This is a genomic window from Streptomyces sp. CNB091 (assembly GCF_000377965.1).
In genome coordinates this window covers 217,169-239,484 of the sequence record NZ_KB898997.1, presented here as the reverse complement: position 1 = coordinate 239,484, position 22,316 = coordinate 217,169, and the positions used below count along the sequence as shown (strand labels likewise).

Annotated in this window: 19 protein-coding genes and 1 pseudogene; 5 read left to right on the top strand and 15 right to left on the bottom strand. The window is 71.4% G+C overall.

Annotated elements, in window-relative coordinates:
* Positions 1-66: 66 nt before the first annotated feature.
* The 12 genes from D581_RS0116270 to D581_RS1000000138980 form a co-directional block, all read right to left on the bottom strand.
* On the bottom strand, positions 67-879 hold the full coding sequence (locus D581_RS0116270) for a PIG-L family deacetylase (RefSeq protein WP_018958285.1): 813 nt from the start codon (positions 877-879) through the stop codon (positions 67-69).
* Positions 872-1,930: a hypothetical protein gene (locus tag D581_RS0116265; RefSeq protein WP_018958284.1), complete on the bottom strand. Its 1,059-nt coding sequence runs from the start codon at positions 1,928-1,930 to the stop codon at positions 872-874. Before D581_RS0116265 ends, D581_RS0116270 begins: the two co-directional genes overlap by 8 nt.
* Complete coding sequence (locus tag D581_RS0116260; RefSeq protein ID WP_018958283.1) at positions 1,923-2,198, bottom strand: DUF6137 domain-containing protein; 276 nt, start codon at positions 2,196-2,198, stop codon at positions 1,923-1,925. Before D581_RS0116260 ends, D581_RS0116265 begins: the two co-directional genes overlap by 8 nt.
* Positions 2,199-2,203: 5 nt before the next feature.
* On the bottom strand, positions 2,204-2,911 hold the full coding sequence (locus D581_RS0116255) for a histidine phosphatase family protein (RefSeq protein WP_018958282.1): 708 nt from the start codon (positions 2,909-2,911) through the stop codon (positions 2,204-2,206).
* On the bottom strand, positions 2,908-3,807 hold the full coding sequence (locus D581_RS0116250; RefSeq protein WP_018958281.1) for a radical SAM family protein: 900 nt from the start codon (positions 3,805-3,807) through the stop codon (positions 2,908-2,910). The genes D581_RS0116255 and D581_RS0116250 overlap by 4 nt, the downstream gene beginning before the upstream one ends.
* Positions 3,808-3,890: 83 nt before the next feature.
* Positions 3,891-5,516: a GMC oxidoreductase gene (locus D581_RS0116245; protein ID WP_018958280.1), complete on the bottom strand. Its 1,626-nt coding sequence runs from the start codon at positions 5,514-5,516 to the stop codon at positions 3,891-3,893.
* 113 nt (positions 5,517-5,629) lie between these two features.
* Positions 5,630-7,420 (bottom strand): ABC transporter ATP-binding protein, encoded by a 1,791-nt coding sequence (locus D581_RS01000000137320; protein ID WP_018958279.1) that lies wholly within the window; start codon positions 7,418-7,420, stop codon positions 5,630-5,632.
* A complete protein-coding gene (locus D581_RS01000000137315; RefSeq protein ID WP_018958278.1) occupies positions 7,417-9,267 on the bottom strand; it encodes an ABC transporter ATP-binding protein in 1,851 nt (616 codons plus the stop codon). Before D581_RS01000000137315 ends, D581_RS01000000137320 begins: the two co-directional genes overlap by 4 nt.
* Positions 9,255-10,547, bottom strand: a complete 1,293-nt coding sequence (locus D581_RS0116230; protein WP_018958277.1) for a glycosyltransferase family 4 protein — start codon at positions 10,545-10,547, stop codon at positions 9,255-9,257. Before D581_RS0116230 ends, D581_RS01000000137315 begins: the two co-directional genes overlap by 13 nt.
* A gap of 249 nt (positions 10,548-10,796) precedes the next feature.
* Positions 10,797-11,957, bottom strand: coding sequence for a 2-deoxy-scyllo-inosose synthase (locus D581_RS01000000137310; RefSeq protein WP_018958276.1), 1,161 nt, complete (start codon positions 11,955-11,957; stop codon positions 10,797-10,799).
* 74 nt (positions 11,958-12,031) lie between these two features.
* Positions 12,032-13,306 (bottom strand): DegT/DnrJ/EryC1/StrS family aminotransferase, encoded by a 1,275-nt coding sequence (locus D581_RS0116220; RefSeq protein ID WP_026290568.1) that lies wholly within the window; start codon positions 13,304-13,306, stop codon positions 12,032-12,034.
* A gap of 14 nt (positions 13,307-13,320) precedes the next feature.
* On the bottom strand, positions 13,321-14,343 hold the full coding sequence (locus D581_RS1000000138980) for an alcohol dehydrogenase catalytic domain-containing protein (RefSeq protein WP_018958274.1): 1,023 nt from the start codon (positions 14,341-14,343) through the stop codon (positions 13,321-13,323).
* Positions 14,344-14,565: 222 nt separating this feature from the next.
* Here D581_RS1000000138980 and D581_RS0116210 point away from each other — a divergent pair, with 222 nt between their 5' ends.
* From D581_RS0116210 to D581_RS0116195, 4 genes and pseudogenes are all read left to right on the top strand, one after another.
* Positions 14,566-15,057, top strand: coding sequence for a hypothetical protein (locus D581_RS0116210; protein WP_199787802.1), 492 nt, complete (start codon positions 14,566-14,568; stop codon positions 15,055-15,057).
* A gap of 669 nt (positions 15,058-15,726) precedes the next feature.
* Positions 15,727-16,236: a hypothetical protein gene (locus D581_RS0116205; RefSeq protein ID WP_018958272.1), complete on the top strand. Its 510-nt coding sequence runs from the start codon at positions 15,727-15,729 to the stop codon at positions 16,234-16,236.
* A pseudogene (locus D581_RS1000000142115) lies at positions 16,226-17,332 on the top strand (MAB_1171c family putative transporter); the annotation flags it as partial. The gene D581_RS0116205 and the pseudogene D581_RS1000000142115, both read left to right, overlap by 11 nt.
* Positions 17,333-17,482: 150 nt before the next feature.
* On the top strand, positions 17,483-18,298 hold the full coding sequence (locus D581_RS0116195) for an APH(3')-V family aminoglycoside O-phosphotransferase (RefSeq protein WP_486585841.1): 816 nt from the start codon (positions 17,483-17,485) through the stop codon (positions 18,296-18,298).
* A 102-nt stretch (positions 18,299-18,400) separates the two neighbouring features.
* Here D581_RS0116195 and D581_RS0116190 read toward each other — a convergent pair whose 3' ends face one another.
* On the bottom strand, positions 18,401-19,045 hold the full coding sequence (locus D581_RS0116190; RefSeq protein WP_018958270.1) for an HNH endonuclease family protein: 645 nt from the start codon (positions 19,043-19,045) through the stop codon (positions 18,401-18,403).
* Positions 19,046-19,399: 354 nt separating this feature from the next.
* On the opposite strand from D581_RS0116190, the gene D581_RS0116185 reads away from it, so the two are divergent.
* Entirely contained in the window at positions 19,400-20,134 is a 735-nt protein-coding gene (locus D581_RS0116185) for an ABC transporter permease (RefSeq protein ID WP_018958269.1), read from the top strand.
* Positions 20,135-20,208: 74 nt separating this feature from the next.
* On the opposite strand, the gene D581_RS0116180 is transcribed toward D581_RS0116185, so the two are convergent.
* On the bottom strand, positions 20,209-20,871 hold the full coding sequence (locus D581_RS0116180) for an HAD-IA family hydrolase (RefSeq protein WP_018958268.1): 663 nt from the start codon (positions 20,869-20,871) through the stop codon (positions 20,209-20,211).
* A gap of 247 nt (positions 20,872-21,118) precedes the next feature.
* Entirely contained in the window at positions 21,119-22,285 is a 1,167-nt protein-coding gene (locus D581_RS0116175) for a peptidoglycan-binding protein (protein ID WP_078625850.1), read from the bottom strand.
* Positions 22,286-22,316 lie beyond the last annotated feature (31 nt).

Sequence of the window (22,316 nt, the reverse complement as noted above, 5' to 3'; positions counted from 1 at the left end):
CCTGTCGCCGGCCACGCCGGGGCGCACCCCGGCGCACCGGCGCGGTCGGCCCGTGGGAGGCCCCGCTCACCGGGCTTCACCGGTGGGCAGGGCCGTCCACAGGCGTTCCGCATGAGATGCCGCCCGAGGGAAGCCGGACTGCTCCGGCGGCGCGTCACCCGCCGCCGGGACCGGCCCGGCGGAGCGGCGGGCGTGATGAAGTGCCTCTCGGACGCACTCGTCGTCGGTCTGGCTGGCGTACACGTACATGCCACGCACCTTCTGCTCCACCACACCGGATATGTCGACCCTGACGTACGGCGCCAGCCCTCGTCTGTCCCGCAGGGTTCCTGCCACCGCGGCGGCGTCGTGCTGCCCGGCGTACGGCAGGTCCTCGTAGAACAAGGTGAGGGCCCCGCCGCAGGCCGTGCCGCGTACGGCATCGTGGACCAACAGGTGGTCGATGTGGCTTCCGACGCCCGCCGGGGCGAGCACGCTGTCGGCACCCGACCGCTCCACCGCTTCGGCGACCTCCTCGGCGACCGCCTCGCGGATGCCGTCCTCCTCCACGGGGGACGAGATCTCGGTCACGTCGTCATAGCCGCGCAGACCCGCGTCCGCGAAACCCAGCGGCCAGTAATCCGCGAAGCCCCGCAGACGGCAGTAGCGCAGCTCCTCCTGGCGCCGCTGCGCGCTGACGACCTGTGCTCCGGCCCGGCGCAGCCGCCGCGGCAGCGCCCAGGCCGACCGGGTGAAGACAGTCAGCAGGGTGGTGTGCACGGGGCGCCCCAGGGTCGCCAGCAGCCCGCCGCAGGAGTACGCCACATCGTCGGGGTGCGGCGAGATCAGCAGGGTTCGCCCTTCCCTCAGCCGCTCGGCCAGCCGCGTCTCCTCACTCATCGCGGGCGGCCCCCTCCCGGATGAGCTCCGCGTACCGGGCGGCGACGGTCCGCCACCCGTGGGCCGGCCGCGGTAGCGGTGCCGGGAGCCGGCCGCCCTCCCCGTCGCCGGCCGCGCAGGCCACCACCTGCTCCAGCAGTTCGTCCACCGTCGCGGCCCGGAGCGAGGCGAAGCCGGGCAGATTGCCACCCTCGCCGAGGGTGGCGACCGGCACGCCCAGTTGGACCGCCTCCGCCGCCGCGAAGTTGAACGTTTCGTGGAACACCGACGGCAGCAGGAACAGCGCCGAGCCGCCGAAGACCCGCTCCCAGTCGGTACGGATGTCGTAGGTGTCGAGCACCTCGATCCGCCCGTCCGGATCGGGGAACGCGTGGACAAGCTCCCGTGCCTCACGGCCCCGGCGCGACCAGGTGGCGAAGATGACCCGCAGCCGCAGTCCGGCGCCCAGCAGACGGCGCAGGCACCGTTCCGCGTCAGCCGTGTCGATCTTTCCGAGCTGGAGGAGGACGGGGCCGGAAGGATCGTGGAGGTCCTTGTCCGGCAGGTGGTCGGCGGCCCAGCCGATCACCGACCGGTCGGCGAAGCACCGTGTCCAGGGCAGGTCGCGCAAGAACACCTCGCGCATCGGCCCGTCGGGATGTGCGCTCCGCGCCGGGCATCCGGGCGGTACGGTCCGCCCGGACACGGCGGGCTCGGCCGCGTGGACCGGGCACGTTGCCGGGGCGGACAGGTCCCCCGCCAGCAGGCTGACGTCGTGCCAGATCCGTACCGTACGCCGGTGCAGTCCGGGCAACCGCTGACATGCCCCGCCCCCGAAGAGGGCGCTCTCGACGAGGGGGAAGACCGCGTCCACCCGGTCCCGTTCCACTCGCGCCGCCAGCGCGTCCAGGTCGGCGCCCTGGGACTCCGGGTAGAAGGAGGCGTCGACGCCCCCCGCGCGCAGCGACCGCACCAGGTACCACAGGGCGGTCTCCACACCACCCCACGACGGGGAGGAGAAGCCCTCGTCGTAGATCTCGAAGAGGGCTCGCGGGCCGGCGGCCTCAGGCATGTCCGGCCTCCGTCGCGACACCGGCTCCCGCTCCGGCGGCGGCCCTCGTTCCGGTACAGGCGAGCACAGCCGTCACCCGTTCCACCAACTCGTCGACCATGAACCGCCGTTGCGTCTCCTTCCTCAACCACAGGGTGCAGTCGAAGTAACCCTCCAGCCGGTTGATGACATGGGCGAACTCCCGGTCGTCGACATCCAGGTATCCGCGCGCGACGATCTCGCCGGGCTCGTCGCCGCTCTCATCGGCGAGGCACTTCAGGACGAGCATGCGGGTCAGGCCGTCCTGGCCAGGTGCGTCTTGCTGTTCGCCACCACCAGGGAAGCGCATCCGTCCTCCGTTCGGTCCACAATGAACACACCGGTATTGCTGATCTTGAAACGCGTGCGGTGCAGCAGGACGTCGTCCAGCCCCAGCAGTTCGAAGAGCAGGGCCTGGAGCGTCTCGGAATGGGACACCAGCACCCAGTGCCCACCGGCACCGCTGACCGGGCAGCGCGCGTCCAGGAACTCCCGGACCCGTCCGCGCTGTTCGGTCCAGCTCTCCACGCCGGACACCCGCGCGTCCGGCCGGCGTAGCCGTTCCTCCAGTAAGGCGTCCCACTCCCGGACGGTCACCGGGTGCGCGAACGCCTCCGGCGCGCGCAGCTCCGCCAGCCGCCCGTCCGCGACGACCGGCACGTCCAGCGCGACGGCCAGCGCCTCCGCCGTGCGCGCGGCTCGCGTCTGCGGGCTGCTGTACAGCCGGGCCCCGGGCCCGGAGCCCGGCTGTACAGCCGGGTCTCCGGGCAGGTGGGAGGCGAGCGCCCGGACCTGCTGCTCGCCCCGGGGCGTCAGCTCCGCGAACGGGTCGAAGCCTGGTAGCAGGTCGTGATCCTCCAGGACGTTCAGGCTCGCCTCCGCGTGCCTGATCAGAACGAACCGCTGGTGGGCGCCGGCGGGCCGCCGCGGACGCGGGCCGCCCCCGATCCCGTCGCCGGTCATACGAGCGGCAGGGGCGTCCGGCCGAGCGGCGCGGTCATCCGCTCACGGGAGTTGTTGAACTCCTGATTGGCGATGCACGTGCCGCACGGCCAGTCGTCGAACTCCCGGATCGGGCCGAAGCCGTGTACCAGGTGCTTGGGCACCGAGTAGCAGTCGCACTTGACCATCCGGATCTCGTCCCCGGACACCTGGTAGTTGTAGCCGTTGGTGATCTGGTCGCAGACCGCGTCCCGCTTGCCGGTCTCGAAGATGTGGTTCCACCGGCGGAAGTACTCCGGCGGCGCCAGGAAGTCGGCCGGGTGCAGGTCGGCGTAGCGCAGGTTCACCGTGAGCGGCCGCCCCTTGAACGCGAGCAGCGGCATGAAGTGCAGCTTGCCCCGGTAGCCGCGCGCCTGCAGCAGGTCGATCCAGCCGTTGACCTGTTCCACGCTCTGACCCCAGTACACGGCCTGGAGCTCCGCCTCCAGCTCCACGGCGGCGTCGATGATGCGGTCGACCTGGGCCTGTTTCAGACCGCGTTTGGAGTTCATCTCCTCGGTGTGCCCGTCGACGGAGAACACCCACAGCAGGTCCGGCCGGCCTTCCAGGGCAGTCGGCAGCTTGGTGCCGTTGCTCAGCACCTCGATCCGGTACCCCTCCGCGGCACGCTTCTGCAGATGGTCGACGATCTTCCGGTACAGCGTGATCTCGCCGTCGGACTCGACCCGGAACAGCACGTCGTCCGGTTCGTAGTCGGCGAAGATCCGGTCCAGTGAGCGGATGGTCGCCGCCTGGTCCACCTTCGCCTTCTTGATTTCACAGTAGGAGCACCGGATGTTGCAGGCGCCGTCGACGACGATGTTGCGGTAGGCGCGGACACGCCGCACGGGCGGCGGCCAGACGTTGTCGGATCCCATGATGGTGCCTCCTCGATCGGTTGGGGTGGCGCAGTGCCGGAAGAACGGGATGCGTGGGGGGAGAGTGGACGGGGCGGGGAGACTCAGGCGTGGACGGTCTGTCGCGCGACGAGGTCGACCCCCACCGCCCTCGCGCTGCGCAGTGCGTGCGCCTGGATGGTCAGCGTGGGGTTCAAGCCGCCCGGGTACGGCATGAAGCTGCCGTCGACGACGTACACGTTGGGCGCCGAGTGGATCCGGCCCCAGCCGTCCACCACCGAAGTGGCCGGATCCGCGCCGGCCCGGCAGGTGCCGTGGAGGTGGCAGCTGCCCCGGGCGAAGTCGCTTTCCTCGTGGCGGATGGCGCGTGCCCCAGCCTGCCGCAGGAGGTCCTCGCACCGGTCGGTCATGTAGGACAGGCGCCGCAGGTCCCGCGGGTCGGTGGTGTAGTCGATGACGACGGAGGGCACACCGTCCTCGTCGAGGTGGTCGGAGAGCCGTACGCGGTTGTCCAGATTCGGGTGGTCAGCCAGAATCGTCTCGATCCTGAGCTCCAACGCGTCGTGCCGGATGAGCCGCGGGTCGTCGTTCTTCGACTCGTAGATCATGCCGCCCACCCCGGTCGGGCAGTCGGGGTCCAGGTAGTGGTCGAGGAAGGCGATCGTCGAGAACGGGCCGCCGTGCTTCCGCCAGTCGGCCACCGTGAGTCCCTCCGGCGGCTCGACGACTCCGCTGACGTACTCGCTCAGCTTCATCGTCAGACCGCGTCCCACCAGCCCCGAGTGGTTGCCCACGCCCTGCGGCGCGTGCCCGCCCCGGGAGCGCAGCAGCAGGGCCGCCGTCTGGATCGCGTTGCATGCGACGACGAACGACCGAGCCCGTATCCGGTTGACTGTGCGGGAGAGCCGGTCCAGGCAGGTCACCGCCGTGACCCCGTCCCGACTTTCCTGCTCCAGCCGCAGCGCCCGCATTCCCGTCCGCAGGGTGAAGCCGACATGCCGGGCCAGCGGGGTGAGGAACACCGACACGGCGTCAGCCTTGGCTCCGGTCGGACACTGGTGGCTCACGCACAGCGAGTCCCGGCCGCAGGCAGAACGTCCGTTGTGCACATGTCGGTTGATGGCGAGCGGGGTGGGGAACGGGTCGTAACCCAGTTCCGTGCCTGCCTCGTGGAGCAGCTCCGCCGCCGCCGTGGGCGGGTGTCCCGGGCCGCGGCTCTTCTCGCTTCCCTCACCGCCGCAGACACCGAGTCGACGCTCCAGCACCTCGTAGTAGGGGGCGAGTTCCGCGAGCTCGTACGGCCAGCGCAGGTCGAGGTCGCCGGCGTCGATCAGCTCGCCGGGGTCGAAGTCGAAGGGGCGGTACCGCCAGCAGGCCCCGCCGTAGAACACGGTGCCGCCCCCGAGGTTGGAGGTCGTCCACGGCCAGCCCTCGTCCGACCACCCCCCCTTGCCGTCCGGAACCAGAGCCGTGCGGCACATGTCGTCCAGCTCCGGGTTGCCCAGCCGGGGGGAGAGCCGGAACCCCTCCTCCAGCATCAGCACATCCAGGCCCTGCCGAACCAGCCGGTCGGCGGCCACCGAACCGCTGGCGCCGCTGCCGATCACGACGACATCCCAAACCCGCCCGTCGTCCTGGGTGTCCCACCCGTCGCGATGGGCCGGGCCCAGGGCGTCGGGGTGCCACGCGTGCGGGGTGTCCGTGGGCAGGGTGCCCCGTAGACGCTTCATCGTCTGCCTTTCGTAGGGGTGGTCGGGTGCGGTGCGGGTGCGGGAGCACCGGAGGGCAAGCACGCGAGCGCCGGGAGAGGCCGGGAGCAGCCCGAGAGACGCTCCGGCGCGCGTCACGCGCGTGTGGCGGCCAGCCACCCCCTCTGCATCCCGGCGAACCTGCCCCCGGAGACGGCGAGTGCGGCGGGCGAGCCGTCTTCCACCACCTCCCCGTCCTCGATGACGAGGACCCGGTCCGCGATGGTGACCGTGGACAGGCGGTGCGCGATGATCACCGCGGTACGGTCGGCCAGGACCCGCGCGAGCGCCTCCTGAACAGCCCGCTCGGACGGTGCGTCCATGCTGGAGGTGGCCTCGTCCAGGATCAGCAACCGGGGAGAGGTCAGCATCACGCGCGCCATGGCGATCAGTTGCCGCTGTCCGGCCGACAACGCCGAACCGCGCTTGCGTACGTCGGTGCCGTACCCCTCCGGCAGCGCGCTGATGAACCCGTGCGCGCCCACTGCCTCCGCGGCTGCCTGGACCTCCTCCGGGGAGGCGTCCGGTCGGCCCAGCGCGATGTTCCGCGCCACCGAACCGGAGAACAGGAACGCCTCCTGCGTGATCATCGAGACCGCGCCGCGCAGTTCGCCGTCGCCCAGGTGGCGCAGATCGACCCCGTCCAGAGTGATCCGCCCGGACGTCGGGTCGTACAGCCGGGCGAGCAGCTTGGCGATGGTGGATTTCCCCGCTCCGGTGGTGCCCACCAACGCCACGGTCCGACCCGCCTCCAGCGTCAGGTCCATGGCCGACAACACCGGCCTGCCCTGCTCCCCGTACCGGAAGTGCACGTTCTCGAACCGCACGGCGCCCAGGCCGGCACCGTCCCGGTCCCGCGATCCGGGCAGCGGAACCGCCCGCGCGGGTTCGGCCACCGCCGGATGGCGCACGAACAGCGCGCCGATCTTCTCCAGGCCGGCCGAGGCCGACGCGAAGGCGTTCGCGAAGCTCGCCAGCTCGTCGATCGGGTCGTAGAGCCGGTGCACGTACAGCAGGAAGGCCGTGAGCGCGCCTATCTGCAGATGGCCCTGATCGATACGGAAGACACCCAGGGTCAGCAAACCCACCAGGGACAGGTTGCCGATGAGCTTCACTCCGCCGCTGAACACGGCGCTCACCCACCCGGACTCCGTGCGCGCCACCGTATACCGGCCGTCGAGGTCGGCCAGCCGACGGGCGTTGGCGTCCTCGCGACGGAACGTCTGGACAGCCCGTATCCCGTTGTACGCCTCCACGGTGTGCCCGACGATGCCTTCGATCGCGGTCCGGGTGTGCCGGTAGGCGATCCGGGACCGGCGTCGGAACCACCGCGTCAGCACGAACAGCGGCAGGAAGAGCACGATGACCACGGCGGCCATGGGCCCGTCCAGCCACAACATCACCGCGAGGATGCCCACCATGGAGAAGACCGCCGAGAAGAGCCCGTCCAGCCCCATCTCCAGCATCTCCTCGACCGACTCGACGTCGCTGGACAGGCGCGCGATGACCCGGCCGGACGGGTACGACTCGTGGAAGGCGAGCGGCTGGCCGGTCACATGGGCGAACGCCCGGTGCCGCAGCTCGAACAGCAGATCCTGCGCGATGCTTCCGGAGTAACGCAGGAACACGTACTTCAACGTCGCGGTGGTCAGTCCAGCCACCAGCGCCGCACCCGTGAATCCGACCAGCGGCGACCAGCGCCCCTCGGCGGCCGCCGGAAGGCCGCGGTCGATCGCCGCGGCGATCAGCAGCGGTGCTGCCAGCCCACAGGCGTTCTCCACCAGGGCGAGCGTCGTGGCGGCCGCCAGCCGCCGTCGCTTCGGCCACAGGAGCATGCGCAGCAGGGCGTTGCGCGCCTCTGTCCTCGTGTGTTCGGTGTCGCTCATCGGCCGTCCGCCTTCCCGGCGGATCCGCTCGGCGCCCTGCCGTCCACGCGGTTCCGGCAGACCTCGCCGAAGGCGTCCTCGTCCGTGTCCTCGTCCATGTCCGAGGGGACAGAGGGAGCGCGGACCAGCAACCGGTACCCCGGTTCTCGCGCCATGAGCTCGTCGTGCGTGCCCGTCGCCGCGACGCGTCCGCCGGAGAGGAACACCACCTGGTCGGCCCTCCGGAGCGTGGCCGGCCGGTGAGCGGTCATCACCGTGGTGCTGCGGCCCAGCACGTTGCCCATCGCCTCCTGCTCGGTCCGCACGTCCAGCGCGGACAGGGCGTCGTCCAGGACCAGCACCGCGGGCCGCGGGAGGACCGCCCGAGCCAGCGCCAGTCGCTGACGCTGGCCACCGGACAGGCCGAGTCCCTGCTCGCCGATCATGGTGGACAGCCGGTCGGGCAGCGTCCGGACGAATCCATCCGCCCGCACCGCGCGCAGCGCCTGCCAGACCGGCTCGTCGGAGTCCGCGCGATCGCTTCGGTCCTGCTGCGCCACGCCCAGCAGGACGTTCTCCCGCACCGTGCCCGAGAACAGCGCCGGGTCGTCGAACGCGCAGCACACGGCAGACCGCAACTCGGCCAGGGCCATCTCGCGCAGGTCTGTGCCGTCCAGCGTGATCCGTCCGACGGTCGGGTCGTCGAGCCGGGACAGCAGGGACAGCAGCGTGCTCTTGCCGGACCCGGTGGCACCGACCACGGCCACCGTCGTGCCCGCCCGGATCGTCAGGTCGACGCCGCGCAGCGACGCCGCGCCTCCCCGGTGCGTGTAGTGCACGTCCTCCACTCTGATCTCACCGCGGACCGGCCGGGTCAGCGGCCTCGGGCACTCGGGGTCCGTCACCGTCACCGGTTCGTCCCGCAGCTGCCAGTAGCGGTCCGCCGCCGCGGCGGCCGTCGCGGCGTCGGCGGTCAGCCAGCCCAGGGTGTCCGCGGGCCAGCGCAGAAAGGTCGCCACCGTCACCGCGGCCAGCAGCGTGCCCAGAGTCAGCGAGCCGGTGACCACGCTGTGCCCGCCGTACCCGATCATCGCCACGATCGCCAGATCCGGCAGCGCCGTGATGACCCACCAGAGCGCAGCCGTGTACGACAGCTTGCGCATCTCGAGACCGCGCAGGTGCCGGGCCTGCTCGGTGAACCGGCGCACCGTCTCCGGCCCCCGTCCGAACACCTTCAGTACCCGTACGCCGAGCACCGACTCCTCCACGGTGGTGGACAGGTCGCCGCTCATCTCCTGCGCGGACCGGGCCACGAGCCGGAACCGCCGCTCGAACACCGTGGTCGCCAGCACCATGGGCGCGTACGCCACCAGCACGATCAGCGCGAGGTGAAGTTCCAGTAGGGCCAGGACCCCCAGACCGACCACCAAGGCTGCCATGTTCACCAGCAGGTAGACAGCGGAGAACGCCGTGAACCGTCCGATCTCCGTCACGTCCGACACCGTCCGGGAGAGCAGCTGCCCCGAATGCCACTGGCCATGGAACGACAGCGGCAGTCGTTGGACATGCGCCGACACGTCCGCCCGCATCGCGGTCTCCAGCCGGGTCGCCGGGCGGATGACCAGCAGTCTGCGCGCACCCAGCAGCACCGCCTCCACCACCCCCAGCAGCGCGAAGCCGGCGACGTACCAGGGCAGCGTTTCGAAGTCGCCGCGGGCCACGGGGCCGTCCACCACCCGTCGCAACACCAGGGGCATCACCAGGCCGGCGAGCATCGACCCGAACGCCGCCCCGCACGCGGCGGTCATCAACCACCGGTGCGGCCGCAGATAACCGGCGCACCGCCGCAACGAGGTCAGGGCCGCCATCCGGCACCCCCCTCGGCCTCCCGTGCATCGGCCGCCACCGCGACCGGCCTGCCCAGCGCTACCTGGTAGTGCTCCAGCGCCCGGTCGGTGGTGTCGGCGCCGTAGGAGGCCAGCAGCCCGGGTATGGCCGCGGCCACCGCCGCGCGGCACTCGCCTGCGGCCGTCACCGCGTGGCCGACCGCACGGGTCAGCGCGTTCACATCCCCGCGTTCCACGAGCAGGGCGGGCGTGACCGAACCCACCGTGTCCCGCAGACCTCCGACCGCGTAGCCGGCCACCGGTGTGCCGCAGACCATCGCCTCCAGGGCGCTGCCGCCCAGTTCCTCGTGGGCGGACGGCATGGCCAGGACGTCCAGCGCGGTCATCACCGCGGGCATGGCGTCGTGCGGCAGGAAGCCGGTGAACACGAACCGGTCCGCCAGCCCCGCCGTTTCGACGGTCTCTCTCATCCGCCCCCACTGCGGTCCGTCGCCGACCACGAGGAAGATCGCTCCGGGAGCGCCCGCCACCGCGTCCCACCGCCGGGCCATCGCGACGAAGTCCCGCCACCCCTTCTCGTGCGCGACCCGGCCGACCAGGCCGACCACCGGTACGCCCTCCGGCACGCCCAGCGTCCGTACGAACCCTCGGGCTACCGGAGCCGGCACCCGGCGCACCGCTCCGACCGAGTCGGGCAGCACGTCGATGCGGGCACGGTCCATCGGCAGCTTCCGCGCCACGATGTCGGCGGTCCGCGAGGTCAGCGTGGAGACGCGGATGGCGTGCCGCAGCGCGAAGCGCTCTGCCAGGTGCACCAGCCCGTGCTGCAGTCGGTCGAAGCGGGACATCGGCTCGTAGACGGCCATGCGCGAGCAGTGCAGGGTCAGGCAGTACGGGGCGCCTGTGATCAGCGCTACCAGCGGTCCGGCGAGCAGGGCCCACAACTGTCCGTCGGCGTGTACGTGGATCAGGTCCGGGCGCCACGTGCGGCGCAGCCGGAGGCTGGCGGCGATGACGGCCGCCAGCCACGCCTGGTTCAGCCCCACCAGCCCGGTGAGTTCGGAGCGGAGCCGGGGAATCGGAGCGCGGGTGACGCGTACGACCAGTCCGGGGCGGTCCGTCCGGGTGCGGGGCAGGCCGGGAAAGCCCACGGTCATGACCTGCTGCTCCACGCCGCGGTCTGCCAGCTCCCGTGAGAGGCGGAGGATCTGCACCTGCATGCCACCGACGGCGTCGAACTCGGCCGGCCATTCGGTGACGCAGTCGTGGTGGAAGAAGGGAGTGAGCCTCAGCACGCGCACGGGATCTCCAGGGGAGGGACGGCGGTTGGCAAAGGACGGAACCGGGGGAGCGGAAGAGGTGACCAGGGCGGGAAACGGGGACGGGGGAGAGCCGGGGAGGCACTCGAAGGAGGCATGGCACGCGAAGGGGCGCGGGGAGTCCGGGCCGGCCCGTCGCCGGAGCGGACCACTGCCGGTGCGGTGGGCTCGCTCCCGGTCGGAAGGGAGCGAGCCGCCACCACGGCAGGGGACCGCCGCCGGCGCGAACCGTTATCGCAGTGGACCTGCCGCCGCGTAGGCGGCGCCGTCGCCCGCGGGCCCGTGTTCGGCACCCGGTCCACGGTCGGCGGCCCTGTCGACGGCTTCGCCGAGGAGCGCCAGCGGCACCGGCACCAACGGCATCGCGCCGGTGTGCAGCACCTCTCCCGGAGCCGAGAGCAACACCATGGGGGTATGGCCGGGCTGGTGTTCCAGGTACCCGCGCTTGTTGTCGTACGCCAGCCAGTCCTTCACCCGGGCGGGGTCGACGAACTCGGGGATCACGGGCTCCACCCCCGCCGCGGCGACCAGCGCGCGGTGCAGGGACACGAACGCGCCGTCGGTGTGGCCCATGAGCCGCGATACCTCGGCGGCGATGGTCATCCCCACGGCCACCCCGGCTCCGTGGGCGACCTGTCCGCGGGAGGCGTGCTCGATGGCGTGCCCGGCGGTGTGACCGTATTCAAGGACAAGGCCCGCCCGCCGCTCGTGCTTGTCGTCCCGGGTGACGTCCGCCTTGGCGGCAAGGCTCTCCGCGATGATCCATCGCATGGTCCCGTCGTCGTACCGGGCGTCGGGGCGCAGCTCGGCACCGAGACGGCCAAGCATGGACGGCCGGATCGCGACGGCGTTCTTGACGACCTCTCCCATCCCCGAACGGATCTCGCGCTGCGGCAGGGTGCGCAGCATGGCGGTGTCCGCGAGCACCTCGACCGGCTGGTGGAAGGTGCCGACGAGGTTCTTGCCGAACGTGGCGTTGACAGCCTGCTTCAGGGACAGGACCGAGTCCAGCATCGCCACCACTGTGGTGGGCACGTGGATCAGGCGGATACCACGGAACAGCAGTGCGGCCAGCAGGCCCGCGATGTTCCCGGTGACGCCGCCGCCGAGAGCGACGACGACGGAGCGGCGGTCGGCCCCGTGCTCCAGGGCCTGCTCGGCGAGCGCGCCGATCGTGGTGAGTCCCTTGTTCACCTCCCCCACCTCGTGGACGAGCAGCCGGGCCGGTCCCGCCTCCTGTTCGATGCGGGCGATCAGGTCGAGGCCGTACAACTTGGCCACCGTGGTGTCCGCCACCACCAGATACCTGCTGGCGCCGTACGCGGCGAGGTGTCCGACGATGTCCGCGGAACAGTCCGTGCCGAGCCGGTAGGGAAATGACGCGTCTTCCATCGCAATAGGTGTAACCTGCATGGGTATCCCGATCCTCCGGGGTAGCGGGCCTGGGACGACGCTGGATGCCGCCGTCAACGCGCCAGTTCGACGTCGTGCCGCAGGACTTTGTCGAAGGCTGCGGCGATGTCCTCCATGTCCTCGGCGTCGCCGAGCAGGGCGGTGTGGTGCAGGGTCACGGTGCGGCGGGCCACGTCCTCGCACACCGGCAGCGCGAACCGTTTGGGGTCGATCCGTTCCTCGTGGGCCAGGTTGAGCGTGTAGCGCCTGCGTGTGTGCGGCGCGTACAGCCGGTTGGCCGGGATCGGGGTGTAGCACGGGGCGACGGTGAGGCCGAGCTCCGCGGAGAGCGCGTCGGTCACGGCGGACAGTGTGGTGTTCTCGAACTTCCCGTCGGGCAGACGTGCCGCGTAGGTGTAGTACGTGCGTGACGTGGTGCCTTCGGAAGTGGTCTGCGGGCGCAGGCCGAGCCCGGCCAGGCGCTCGTCGAGGAGCGTCGCGTTGGTGCGGCGGCGTTCGTTCTGCGCGTCGAGGAGGGTCAGCTGCTCGGTGAGGATGGCGGCCTGGAACTCCGACAGGCAGCGGTTGTTGCCCATGAGCTCCCCCGTCTCCACCAGCTCCATCGCCCCGGGCGCGGGCGGCACCTCGGCCAGGCAGCGACCGTCGGCCCGCAGGTGCTCCACGCGGCGTGCGAACTCAGCGTCGCGGGTGATCACCGCGCCACCCTCGCCGCTGGTTAGCACCTTGCTGTGCTGCATGCTGAAGGTGCCGGCGGTCGCGAGGCCGCCGACCCGGACGCCCCGGTAGGTCGCGCCGTGCGCTTGGGCGCAGTCCTCGATCAGCGGGATGCCGTACCGGTCGGCGAGGCCGTTCAGCGCGTCCATGTCGGCGACCGCCGAGTACAGGTGGACCACGACGATCGCACGGGTGCGCTTCGTGATCAGCGCCTCCACGGCCTCGGGGACGAGGCAGAGTGTGTTCGGGTCCACATCGCAGAAGACCGGGACGGCGTTGACGCCCAGGACGGTGGAGCCGGACGCCACCCAGGAGAGCCCCGGAACGATCACCTCGTCGCCGGCGCCGACCTCGCATGCCTCCAGGGCCAGCATCAGGCTGGCGGTACCGCTGGCGGCGGGCACGCAGTGCGCCACCCCGTTGTAGTCGGCGAACGCACGGGCGAAGCGCCGTTCGTGGGAGTCCGTACCGAGGTACGGGCCGCTGATCGACCACCGGCCCGAGGCGAGCACGTCCGCCACCGCCCGGGGCACACCGGGAGCGGGCTGGGGCCAGGCGGGCCAGGGACGCGTGCGTATCGGGTCGCCGCCCTTTACCACTAATCGGGAAACCATGAGGACTTCCCTTCTCAGACGCGGAGGTTGAAGTAGGAGCGGGTGTTGCCGTCGGCGCGGCGGAGCGCCACGTCGAGTGCCTTGGCGTGGTCGTCGAGGGCGAACTCGTGGCTGAGCAGGGCGTCCACGTCGACCGCGCCGGACGCCAGAACCTCGATGGCCTCCTCGAACCGGGTGCCCGGGCCCATCGACGCCTGCACGCTGAGGACCTTCAGCACGACGTGGTGCGGGGCCATCGGTCCGACCTCCTCCAGGCGGTAGCCGACGAGGCCGACGCGCCCGCCCGGCCGGACGGCCTCCATCGCCTCCTGTACCGCCGAGGGATAGCCGGAGGCTTCCAGGACCACGTCGGGTGTCGTCCGGGGGTCCCTGCGTGTCAGCCCCACCAGTGCGCCCGGTTCTCCCGACACCGCTACCGGCACACCGATCGCCCGTGCGGCGTCCCGCCGCTCGGGGACAGGCTCGGCGACCGCGGTGACGATGCCCCCCCGCAGGCGGGCCGCGAGGACGAGGAGAAGTCCGATGCCGCCGGCCCCGGTGACCGCGACCTTCTCGCCCGGAGCGACGCCGAACCGGTCGACCGCGTTGAGCGCGACCGCGAGGGCTTCCGCCTGGCAGGCGGAGCGCAACGGCAGCGTGTCCGGCAACCGCTTGAGGTTGGCGACCGGAATGGTCATGTACTCGGCGCAGGCACCGTCGCGGGTGAAGCCGAGTTCCTGGAGGTCCTCGCAGAGGGTGGGCGTACCGGCCACGCAGTGCGCGCATGCCCCACAGGAGCACGTCAGGTCCCCGACCACGTTGCCGCCGAGCAGTTCCGCCCCTTCCGGCCCGTTCACCTCGACGACCGTTCCGCTCCATTCGTGGCCCGGTACGACCGGATACGTAGAGCCGTGCCACACCCCTTTGTAGAACGACAGGTCGCTGCCGCAGATCGCGTTGTAGGCGATACGGACGAGGGCCTCGCCAGGAACCGGGGTGGGCATATCCCGGTGCGTGAGCACGGCTCGCCCGGGGGCTTCGAACACCAGAGCCTTCATCGAACCGAACCTCCATGGTCAGGAGCGTCCGGAGGTTCTCCGGACGGGGGTTTATTCGCTTAAGCGGATGAAGTCGGGAGCGATCGTAAGCTGAGAGGGCGTCAAGTTGTCAATGAGAGCTGGTAGTTGTCAAATAAATGGCTGAGTAACGCCCGCTGTAGCGGTCGGCCGTCCAGGAGTACAGTGGGTGCGCCCGCCGTCGACGAAGCGAGGGGAGTGGGGATGTCGGACAGCGGGAAGGCCGGACCAGGGTCCCGGTTGTCGCAGCGACCGCTCCTGCGCAAGTTCGATCAGCGTCTCAACGAACTGATCGCCGCCCTGTATCCGGACGAACGCAAGCGGCCGGGATACGCCCGCTTGGCGAAGGAGATCAGGGAGACCACCGGTGGCACCATCTCCGGCACCTACCTCTGGGAACTCGCCACGGCCCAGAAGTGCAATGTCACCCTCGAACTGCTGGACGTCCTGGCGGAGTTCTTCGGGGTGCCGGCCGAGTACTTCCTCAACGAGGACACGGCCGACCGGGTCAACGCGCAACTGCGGCTGGCCGTGGCGCTTCGCGACGCACGGGTGCGCAACCTCGCCCTGCGAGCCGAAGGGCTCTCCGCGGAAAGCCTCGACGCACTGTTGATCATGGTCGACGCGGCCCGCAAAGTGCAGAATCTCGCCTCCGTCGAGGACGAGGAACAGGCCACTGCGCCGGACGGGGACTGACCTCCCTTCCGTACGCGGCGGGAACCGGCCAGGGGCGTGGGGCAGGGCCGGGACGAACCACTGGGCAGACCAACGGGGGTACTGAACCATTGGCCGCAGGCGTCGGGGGCGAGAGACGCCATGCAAGGGGAGGCTGTCATTCTTTACCGCATCGACTCGTGGGGCCGTCGGACGAGACCAGCCGAGAAGCCTGCCCCGTGTCCTTTCCTCGGGCGGCCGGGACATCGAGGAATCTTCTTCTTCGACTCGTTCTCTCCGTAGCGCAGTCGCGGGCTGCCACAGGCACGCCGCGCGACCTGAACCCATGGCCGCCGCCGGCCATCCGCCCGCCTGTCTTCACCGCGATCCCACCCAGGAGCGCTCGCCGGCGTGACACCGGCGCGCCGACCATACGGGCCCGGCCCTCCGCTTCACCCCGGAGACCACCGGAACGGAGCGGCTCCGCAGCGCACGCCAGGCGCACGCACCCCGCCCGGAGTGGACCGGCCGTCTCGTCGCGTCGCACGGCAGCCCCGTCCTCGCCGGGCCGCCGCAACAGCGGACGACCGTACGCCGGGTCGATCGCGTGCTCGGCGAGATCGGGCACGGATGCAGGCAAGGCTCGCATGTCCACACCCGCATCGCCGAGGAAGGCCGAACGGTACACACCGGATGTCGTACAGAATCGCTATGCTGCGTCGGCGCTGCCAGCCGCTGCTGGCCCAGCTCGATCTCCCCCACCCCTTCGCCATCGAGACGACGCGGGCGCACCTCTCGGCGCGCAGGGGCCGCCCTCTGCACCTTCACCAGCTGCCCGGCAAGGCCGCCGCCGCCGGGGCCTGCGGCCTGTGGATAGCCACTGACACCGACGATCACATCTTCTACGAGCGGCGCACCGCTCGTTCCCACCAGGAGCACATCGTCCTGCACGAGATCGGGCACATGCTTCTCGATCACCACTCCACCACCGGATCCGGCCTGCCCGGCGGCCTGCCCGGCAGCCTGTTCAACGACCTCAGCCCCCATCTGATCCACCGCATCCTGGCTCGCGCAAACTACTCCACCCTTCAGGAGCAGGAAGCCGAGATGCTCGCCAGCCTCATCCGCACCGGCGAGACCGGGGCCGGGCACCGCGAACCGCTGGACACATATGGCAAGTTGCACGCCGCTCTCGGGGTGAGCAGCGACCATGAACTCTGATTTAGCGGACGGCTGGGGTCCCGCCCTGGCCGTGACGGGCGTCTGTCTCCTCTGGACGGCGGTGCTGCTGCGCTTCCGCGCCGCGATCCACCACCCCTACCAGCGCACCCTCTGGCTCGCGGTGCTCGCGGCGGCGTCCGCGATGACCCTCGCCCTGGATCCCGTGTGCGACCAGCTCGTCCAGTTCACCGGCTCCGCCCGATGGGTATCCGTCACCAGGAACCAGGTCGGCATCGTGTCAGCGGGCGCGGTCCTGTACTTCTCCGTGCACACCACCGGCTCCCGCCGCTGCGGCACGGTCCTGCTGGCCACCCTCGGCATCGTGGCCGTCCTGCTGGTGCTCGCCACCCTCGGATCCGGACCGCAACCCCACGGCCCCCCCTTCACCCTGACCCAGGCCCCCTCCGCCGCGTACTGGCTGATCGTCATCGTCACCCACCTGGTGGCCTGCGCCGCCTGCGTCCGCGTCTGCTGGGTGTACGGCCGGCACTGCGCCAGCCCCTGCCTCAGCCTGGTCCTCGGGCTGTTCGGTTGGGGCACCGCCCTCGCCGGAGTCTTCTGGCTCGGTCACCTCGTGCTGCTTGCCACCGGCGCCGTCCCTGGGCGCGCGCTGCATCTGCTGCTCTACCCGCACGCCTGTCTGCGCGCGGCCGCGCTGCTCGTCCCCACGGTCGTCGAGCTGCGCCGATCCCTCATCTGCGCCCGCACCATCTGGCGGATCTGGCCGCTCTGGCGGGACCTGGTGGACGCTGTACCTCAGGTCAAACTCGACGACAGCGGCAGCCGGGTGCTGGCCATTCTTCAGCCGCATCTCTCCTGGCGGCTCGTCGCCTACCGGAAGTCCATCGAGATCCGCGACGCCCTTCTCACTCTCGCTCACTATGCCGATCCGGCCATTTCTGACAGCGCCCGCGCCCAAGTGGCACGCCACTGCGACCCGGCCGACCGGCAGGACATTCTTGTGAAGGCGTGCGAACTCCGCCGCGCCCGCGCGGCCAAGCTCGCCGGCGCCGCCCCCAATCCAGTCGGAGACGGGCTCGCCCTCAGTCAGGACACCGGGGACATGGCAGCCGAGATGGCGTATCTGCAGCTCCTCGCGGTGGCCTACTTCTCGCCCTGCGTACAGTCGTTCGACCCGACGGATGAGGCGACGTTCGTGGCGCGCGCAGGTCGCCGCGACAACGAGTGTCCGAAACCGTACGGGGCCCGTCACAACCGCCCGGAAGGCGCTCCCCGCTCTGCCATGATGCCGTTCATGAACAGCACGTTACGCAGCAAATACCCGCACCACGAATGGACCCCCGTGAGTGAGGGGGACTCGGGCGCCTTCGTCTACCACCTCACCGGACACGGGCCCGAACTCTATGTGAAGGTCGCTCCACGCACCGCTGAGGACGCCCCCGGGAACTGGGCCTTCGACCTGGCCGGCGAGGCGGACAGGCTGGCATGGCTGGCCCGCCACGCCATCCCGGCTCCCCGCGTCGTCGAGCGCGGCGCCGACGACACCTCCACCTGGCTGGTGACCGAGGCGCTGCCGGGGGTGGCCGCCTCCGAGGAATGGCCCGAGCACCAACGCCTCTCGGTCGTCGAGGCGATCGCCGACCTGGCCCGGACCCTGCACGAGCTGCCCGTCGACGACTGCCCCTTCGACCACCGGCTGGACGTGGCCGTCGCCGAGGCCCGGCACAACGTGCGCGCCGGCCTGGTCGACCTCGACGACCTCCAGGAGGAACACGAGAACTGGACCGGCGAACAGCTCCTCGCCGAGCTCGACCGCACCCGTCCGGACTCCGAGGACATCGTCGTCTGCCACGGAGACCTCTGCCCCAACAACATTCTTCTCGACCCCGACACCTGCCAGGTCACGGGCGTGATCGATGTCGGCCGCCTCGGACGCGCCGACCGCCACGCCGACATCGCCCTGACCATCCGCGAACTGGCGATCGACGAGGACCCCTGGTTCGGCCCCGCATACGCGGAGCACTTCGTCGCTCGCTACGGCCACCAGCGCGTCGAGAAGGACAAGATGGCCTTCTACCAACTCCTGGACGAGCTCTTCTGACACGGCCGAAGGGCGACCGCTGACGCACTCACGACTCCGCGCCGCGCCCGCAGCGCGCCCCGACTCGCCAGGTAGTGCCACCTGCGACCTGACTGACCGGCCTCAGCAGCTGGTAAGCATGTCTTTCAGTGCTGCTTTCTCCTGCGTGGTGATCGTCAGCTCGTAGTGGTGCTTCACTTCGATCCAGTCCGTCGAGTACTCACACCAGTACGACTCCAGCGGAGGGCGCCACTCATCCGGCGCCCTGTCGCTCTTCGACTGGTTCACGTTGTCCGTCACCGCGAACAGTTGTGGACGCGTCAGGTCGTTCGCGAACGCCTGACGCTCTGCGTTCGTCCATGCCTTCGCTCCGCTGACCCAGGAGTTTCCCAGGGGCACCATGTGGTCGATGTCGACATCGGACGGGTCCGACCACGTCCCGCCGTCGTACGGGCTCTTCCAGGTGCCGCTGGTGGGGTAGCAGTTGCTGCCTGTTTCGACACCCTCGCCGTCGCGCTTCAGGACGACTTCCCGTGTGTTGCAGCTGTCGCCCTGATCGATCCAGTGGGGGTACTTGCTGCGGCTGTAACCATCCATCGATCCGCGGGCTGCCACGGTCAGTTGCTCCAGTTGCCGACCCGGGTCGGCGGCCGTCGCTGAGGTGGGGGCCGTGGGTAGCGTCTCGGAGTCGGCGGGGCTGACGGTTGAGCCGGTGTAGGCGACCAGCGCCGAGAGGGCAACGGCGGCCGTGGAGAGAACGTTCTTCATTCTTGCCTTCCTCCGCATGCTTGTTCAGGGAGTCCGTGCACTGGTGAAGGCGACGCGCGTAGACACCGGTACATACGAACTCCCTTGCTGTGGGGGGTGGTTGGGCGGGCGTGTGGAGCCCCGGCCATCGTGGCGACGTCAGGTTTCCGTGGGGTGGGTGTCAGGTAACAGACTGACGACATGTGCACGTCACATCAAGGGGTGTGCAGGGGGAGTGACGGATCGCGGGGGCGCGCGGAGCCGTCACGGGCGGTTTGCCCGGGTGGTGTTGGGCATCCCTCGGGGGCTCGGGGGCGCTCGCCGTCCCGGGCGCGCCCCCCGGGGCGGTCTCGGGAGCGGCCCTATCGTTGCCGCGTGCTGCTTCCGGTCTCCCCCGCCCTCGGCGTCGTGCTCGCCGTCCTGCTGGTCCTCGCCGCCGCCGTCGCCGCGTGGGCCTCGCTGGGCCGGTCGCGCGAGATCCTCGTCGCCGGGGTGCGGGCGGCCGTCCAACTCGCCGCCGTGTCCCTGCTCATCGGCTGGGTGGTCCGTTCCCTGGCGCCGCTTCTCGGGTTCGTGGCGCTGATGTTCGCCGTGGCCGTGTGGACCGCGGGTCGCCGGATCACCGGCAACCGCACCTGGCGGTGGGCGGCCGTGCCGATCGGGGCGGGCGTGCTGCCCGTGGTGGGGGTGCTGCTGCTGACGGGGCTCGTGCCGGTCCGGGGCCTGGCGCTCATCCCGGTGGCGGGCATCCTCATCGGCGGGGCGCTCACCGCGACCGTGCTCGGCGGGCGGCGCGCGCTGGACGAACTCGCCGGCCGGCGCGGGGAGGTGGAGGCGGGCATGGCCCTCGGGCTGCTCGACCGGGACGCCAGGCTGGAGATCGTGCGGCCCGCGGCGTCGGACGCGTTGCTGCCCGGGCTCGACCAGACCCGGACGGTCGGGCTCGTCACCTTGCCGGGGGCGTTCGTGGGCATGCTGCTGGGCGGCGCCTCACCCGTGGAGGCGGGCGCCGTGCAGCTGTTCGTCCTGGTGGCGCTGATGGCGGTACAGGTGGTCGCCGTCGCGGCGGTCCTGGAACTGGTCGCGCGCGGGCTGTTGCATCGGGAGTGAGCCCCGCTTCGAGCTGGGTCCCGCTTCCGGATGGCCCGCTTCCGGATGGCCCGCTTCGGTGTGAGGGGGGTGGCTCAGGCCTCGTCGACGTGCAGGCGGATCGAGCCGTCCTCGGCCGCCTCCACGCGCACCCGCGTCAGGTCCTCGACATGGGCGTCCGGCGCGAGGGCCGCGGCGCGCGGGCCGACCCCCACGACGCGCATGCCCGCCGCCCGGCCGGCCGCGATGCCCGCCTCGGAGTCCTCGAACACGATGCAGTCCGCCGCGTCGAAGCCCAGCTCCGCCGCGCCCTTGAGGAAGCCCTCGGGGTCCGGCTTGCTGGCCCCGACCTGGTCGGCGGTGACGCGGACTGCGGGCATCGGCAGCGCGGCGGCGCCCATCCGGGCCGTCGCGAGCGGGGTGTCGGCGGAGGTCACCAGTGCGTGCGGCAGCTCGGCGATCGCGGCCATGAACGCGGGCGCCCCGCCGATCGGTACGACGCCCTCGACGTCGGCGGTCTCCTCGGCCAGCATCACCCGGTTGTCCGCGTGGTTCTCCTCCACCGGCCGGTCCGGGAGCAGGACGGCCATCGTGGCGTACCCCTGACGGCCGTGGACCACCTTCAGCGCGGCCTCGGGGTCCAGCCCGTGGTCGGTCGCCCAGCGCCGCCAGCAGCGCTCCACCACCGCGTCGGAGTTCACGAGGGTGCCGTCCATGTCCAGCAGGAGGGCTTGTGCGGTGAGGACGGTGGGAGGCATCGGCTGCTCCAGAACGCGGGGAGGTGTGCGAACAGCCCGGGTGCGCGTGCCGCGGGGCGTGACGTGCACGGGCTGCGAAGGGTGCGCGGTACAAGGCGTGCGGTACCACGTGCGGCAAAGCAGAGCAACCCCCGCCCGCCGGTCAGGGAGTGCGGGCGGGAGCTACTTTGTTCCATCACGATACAAAAACCGGGGTCGGAACGCCAATCCCCCGGCGCGGCGCGCGGCCCCGAGGAGCTCGGTGCGCTCAGTGGGCTCGGTGGCGTCCGCGTCCGTTCGTCTCCGCCTCCAGCGCGCGCCGGGTGTTCGGCCCGTACACGCCCGTCGGATCGCCCTGGATCGCCTTGTACGACTGGTAGACCGCCACGGAGTACGCCACCTGGTCGCTGTAGGACCTCCCGTCGACCGGCCCCGAGTAGAGCCATTCCCCGACGGTCTGGAGCCGGCCCTGCAGCTCGGCGACCTCCGGGCCCCGGTCGCCCGGGCGCAGCGAGGAGCCGGCCGGCCCCGGGGGCGGATCGGCGGGCGGTGCGGCCGACGGAGCGCCGCCGTCCGCGGTGGACGACGCGCTCGCCGTCGGCGACGCGGACGGGGACGCGGTGGCGGTCGGCTCGGGCTCCCGGCTCTTCGTCGGCGAGGCGGACGCGGACGGTGATGTGGACGGGGTGGCCGAGGGGGACTGCGTGCGGGGTGACGTGGCCGAGGCGGAGGGGGACGGGGCCACCGAAGCGGCCGGTTCGTCCTCGGTGTCCGGGACGCTCGTGGTGGCCTCCGGAAGCGCCTCGTCCCCGCCGTCGTCGCCGCCGAACAGCCCGCCGGCGAAGGCCGCCGTGCCGACCACCGCGGCCACGGCCGCCCCCACGGCGAGTGCCCCGAGGGGGCGCCTGCGGCGCGGTCGCACGGGGTCGGGGGCGAAGACGGGGGCCGCGCCCGCGGTCCGCCTCCGGCTCTCGTCCGGCGCGGCGCCACTGCGGTCCGGGCCGTCCGGCGCGGAGCCCGTGCTCACGCCCAGGCCGCCGTCCGGGCCGTCGCCGCCCAGGAACAGCGGCATGGTGCTCGCCGCCGCCCCCGGATCGTTCGCGGCCCCCGTGGTCCCCGTCGCGGTCCTCTCGGCGTCGGGTGCCGACGGGCCGGTCCCGGCGGCCGCGCCCTCCCACGTACCGGACCCGGAGCGAGGCCCCCCGGCCTCGCCTCCGCCCGTCCCGGCGAGGTCCGTCAGCGTCACGTAGGGCCGGATGCGCAGCGGGTCGAAATCCTCGGCCGCGGCGATCTCCGCCGTACGGGCGGCGCGCTGTTCGTCCTCCGTGAGCTGCGGCGACGGCGTGCCGTCGCCGCACCGGCACGGCACCCGGCGCTCCGTGCCGGGCTGCCCGGCCGTCTGTCTCCCGCACTCCGGGCATGCGTGTCCGGTCATGGTGGGTCCCCTCCCCTTGAGCTGCCTGCGA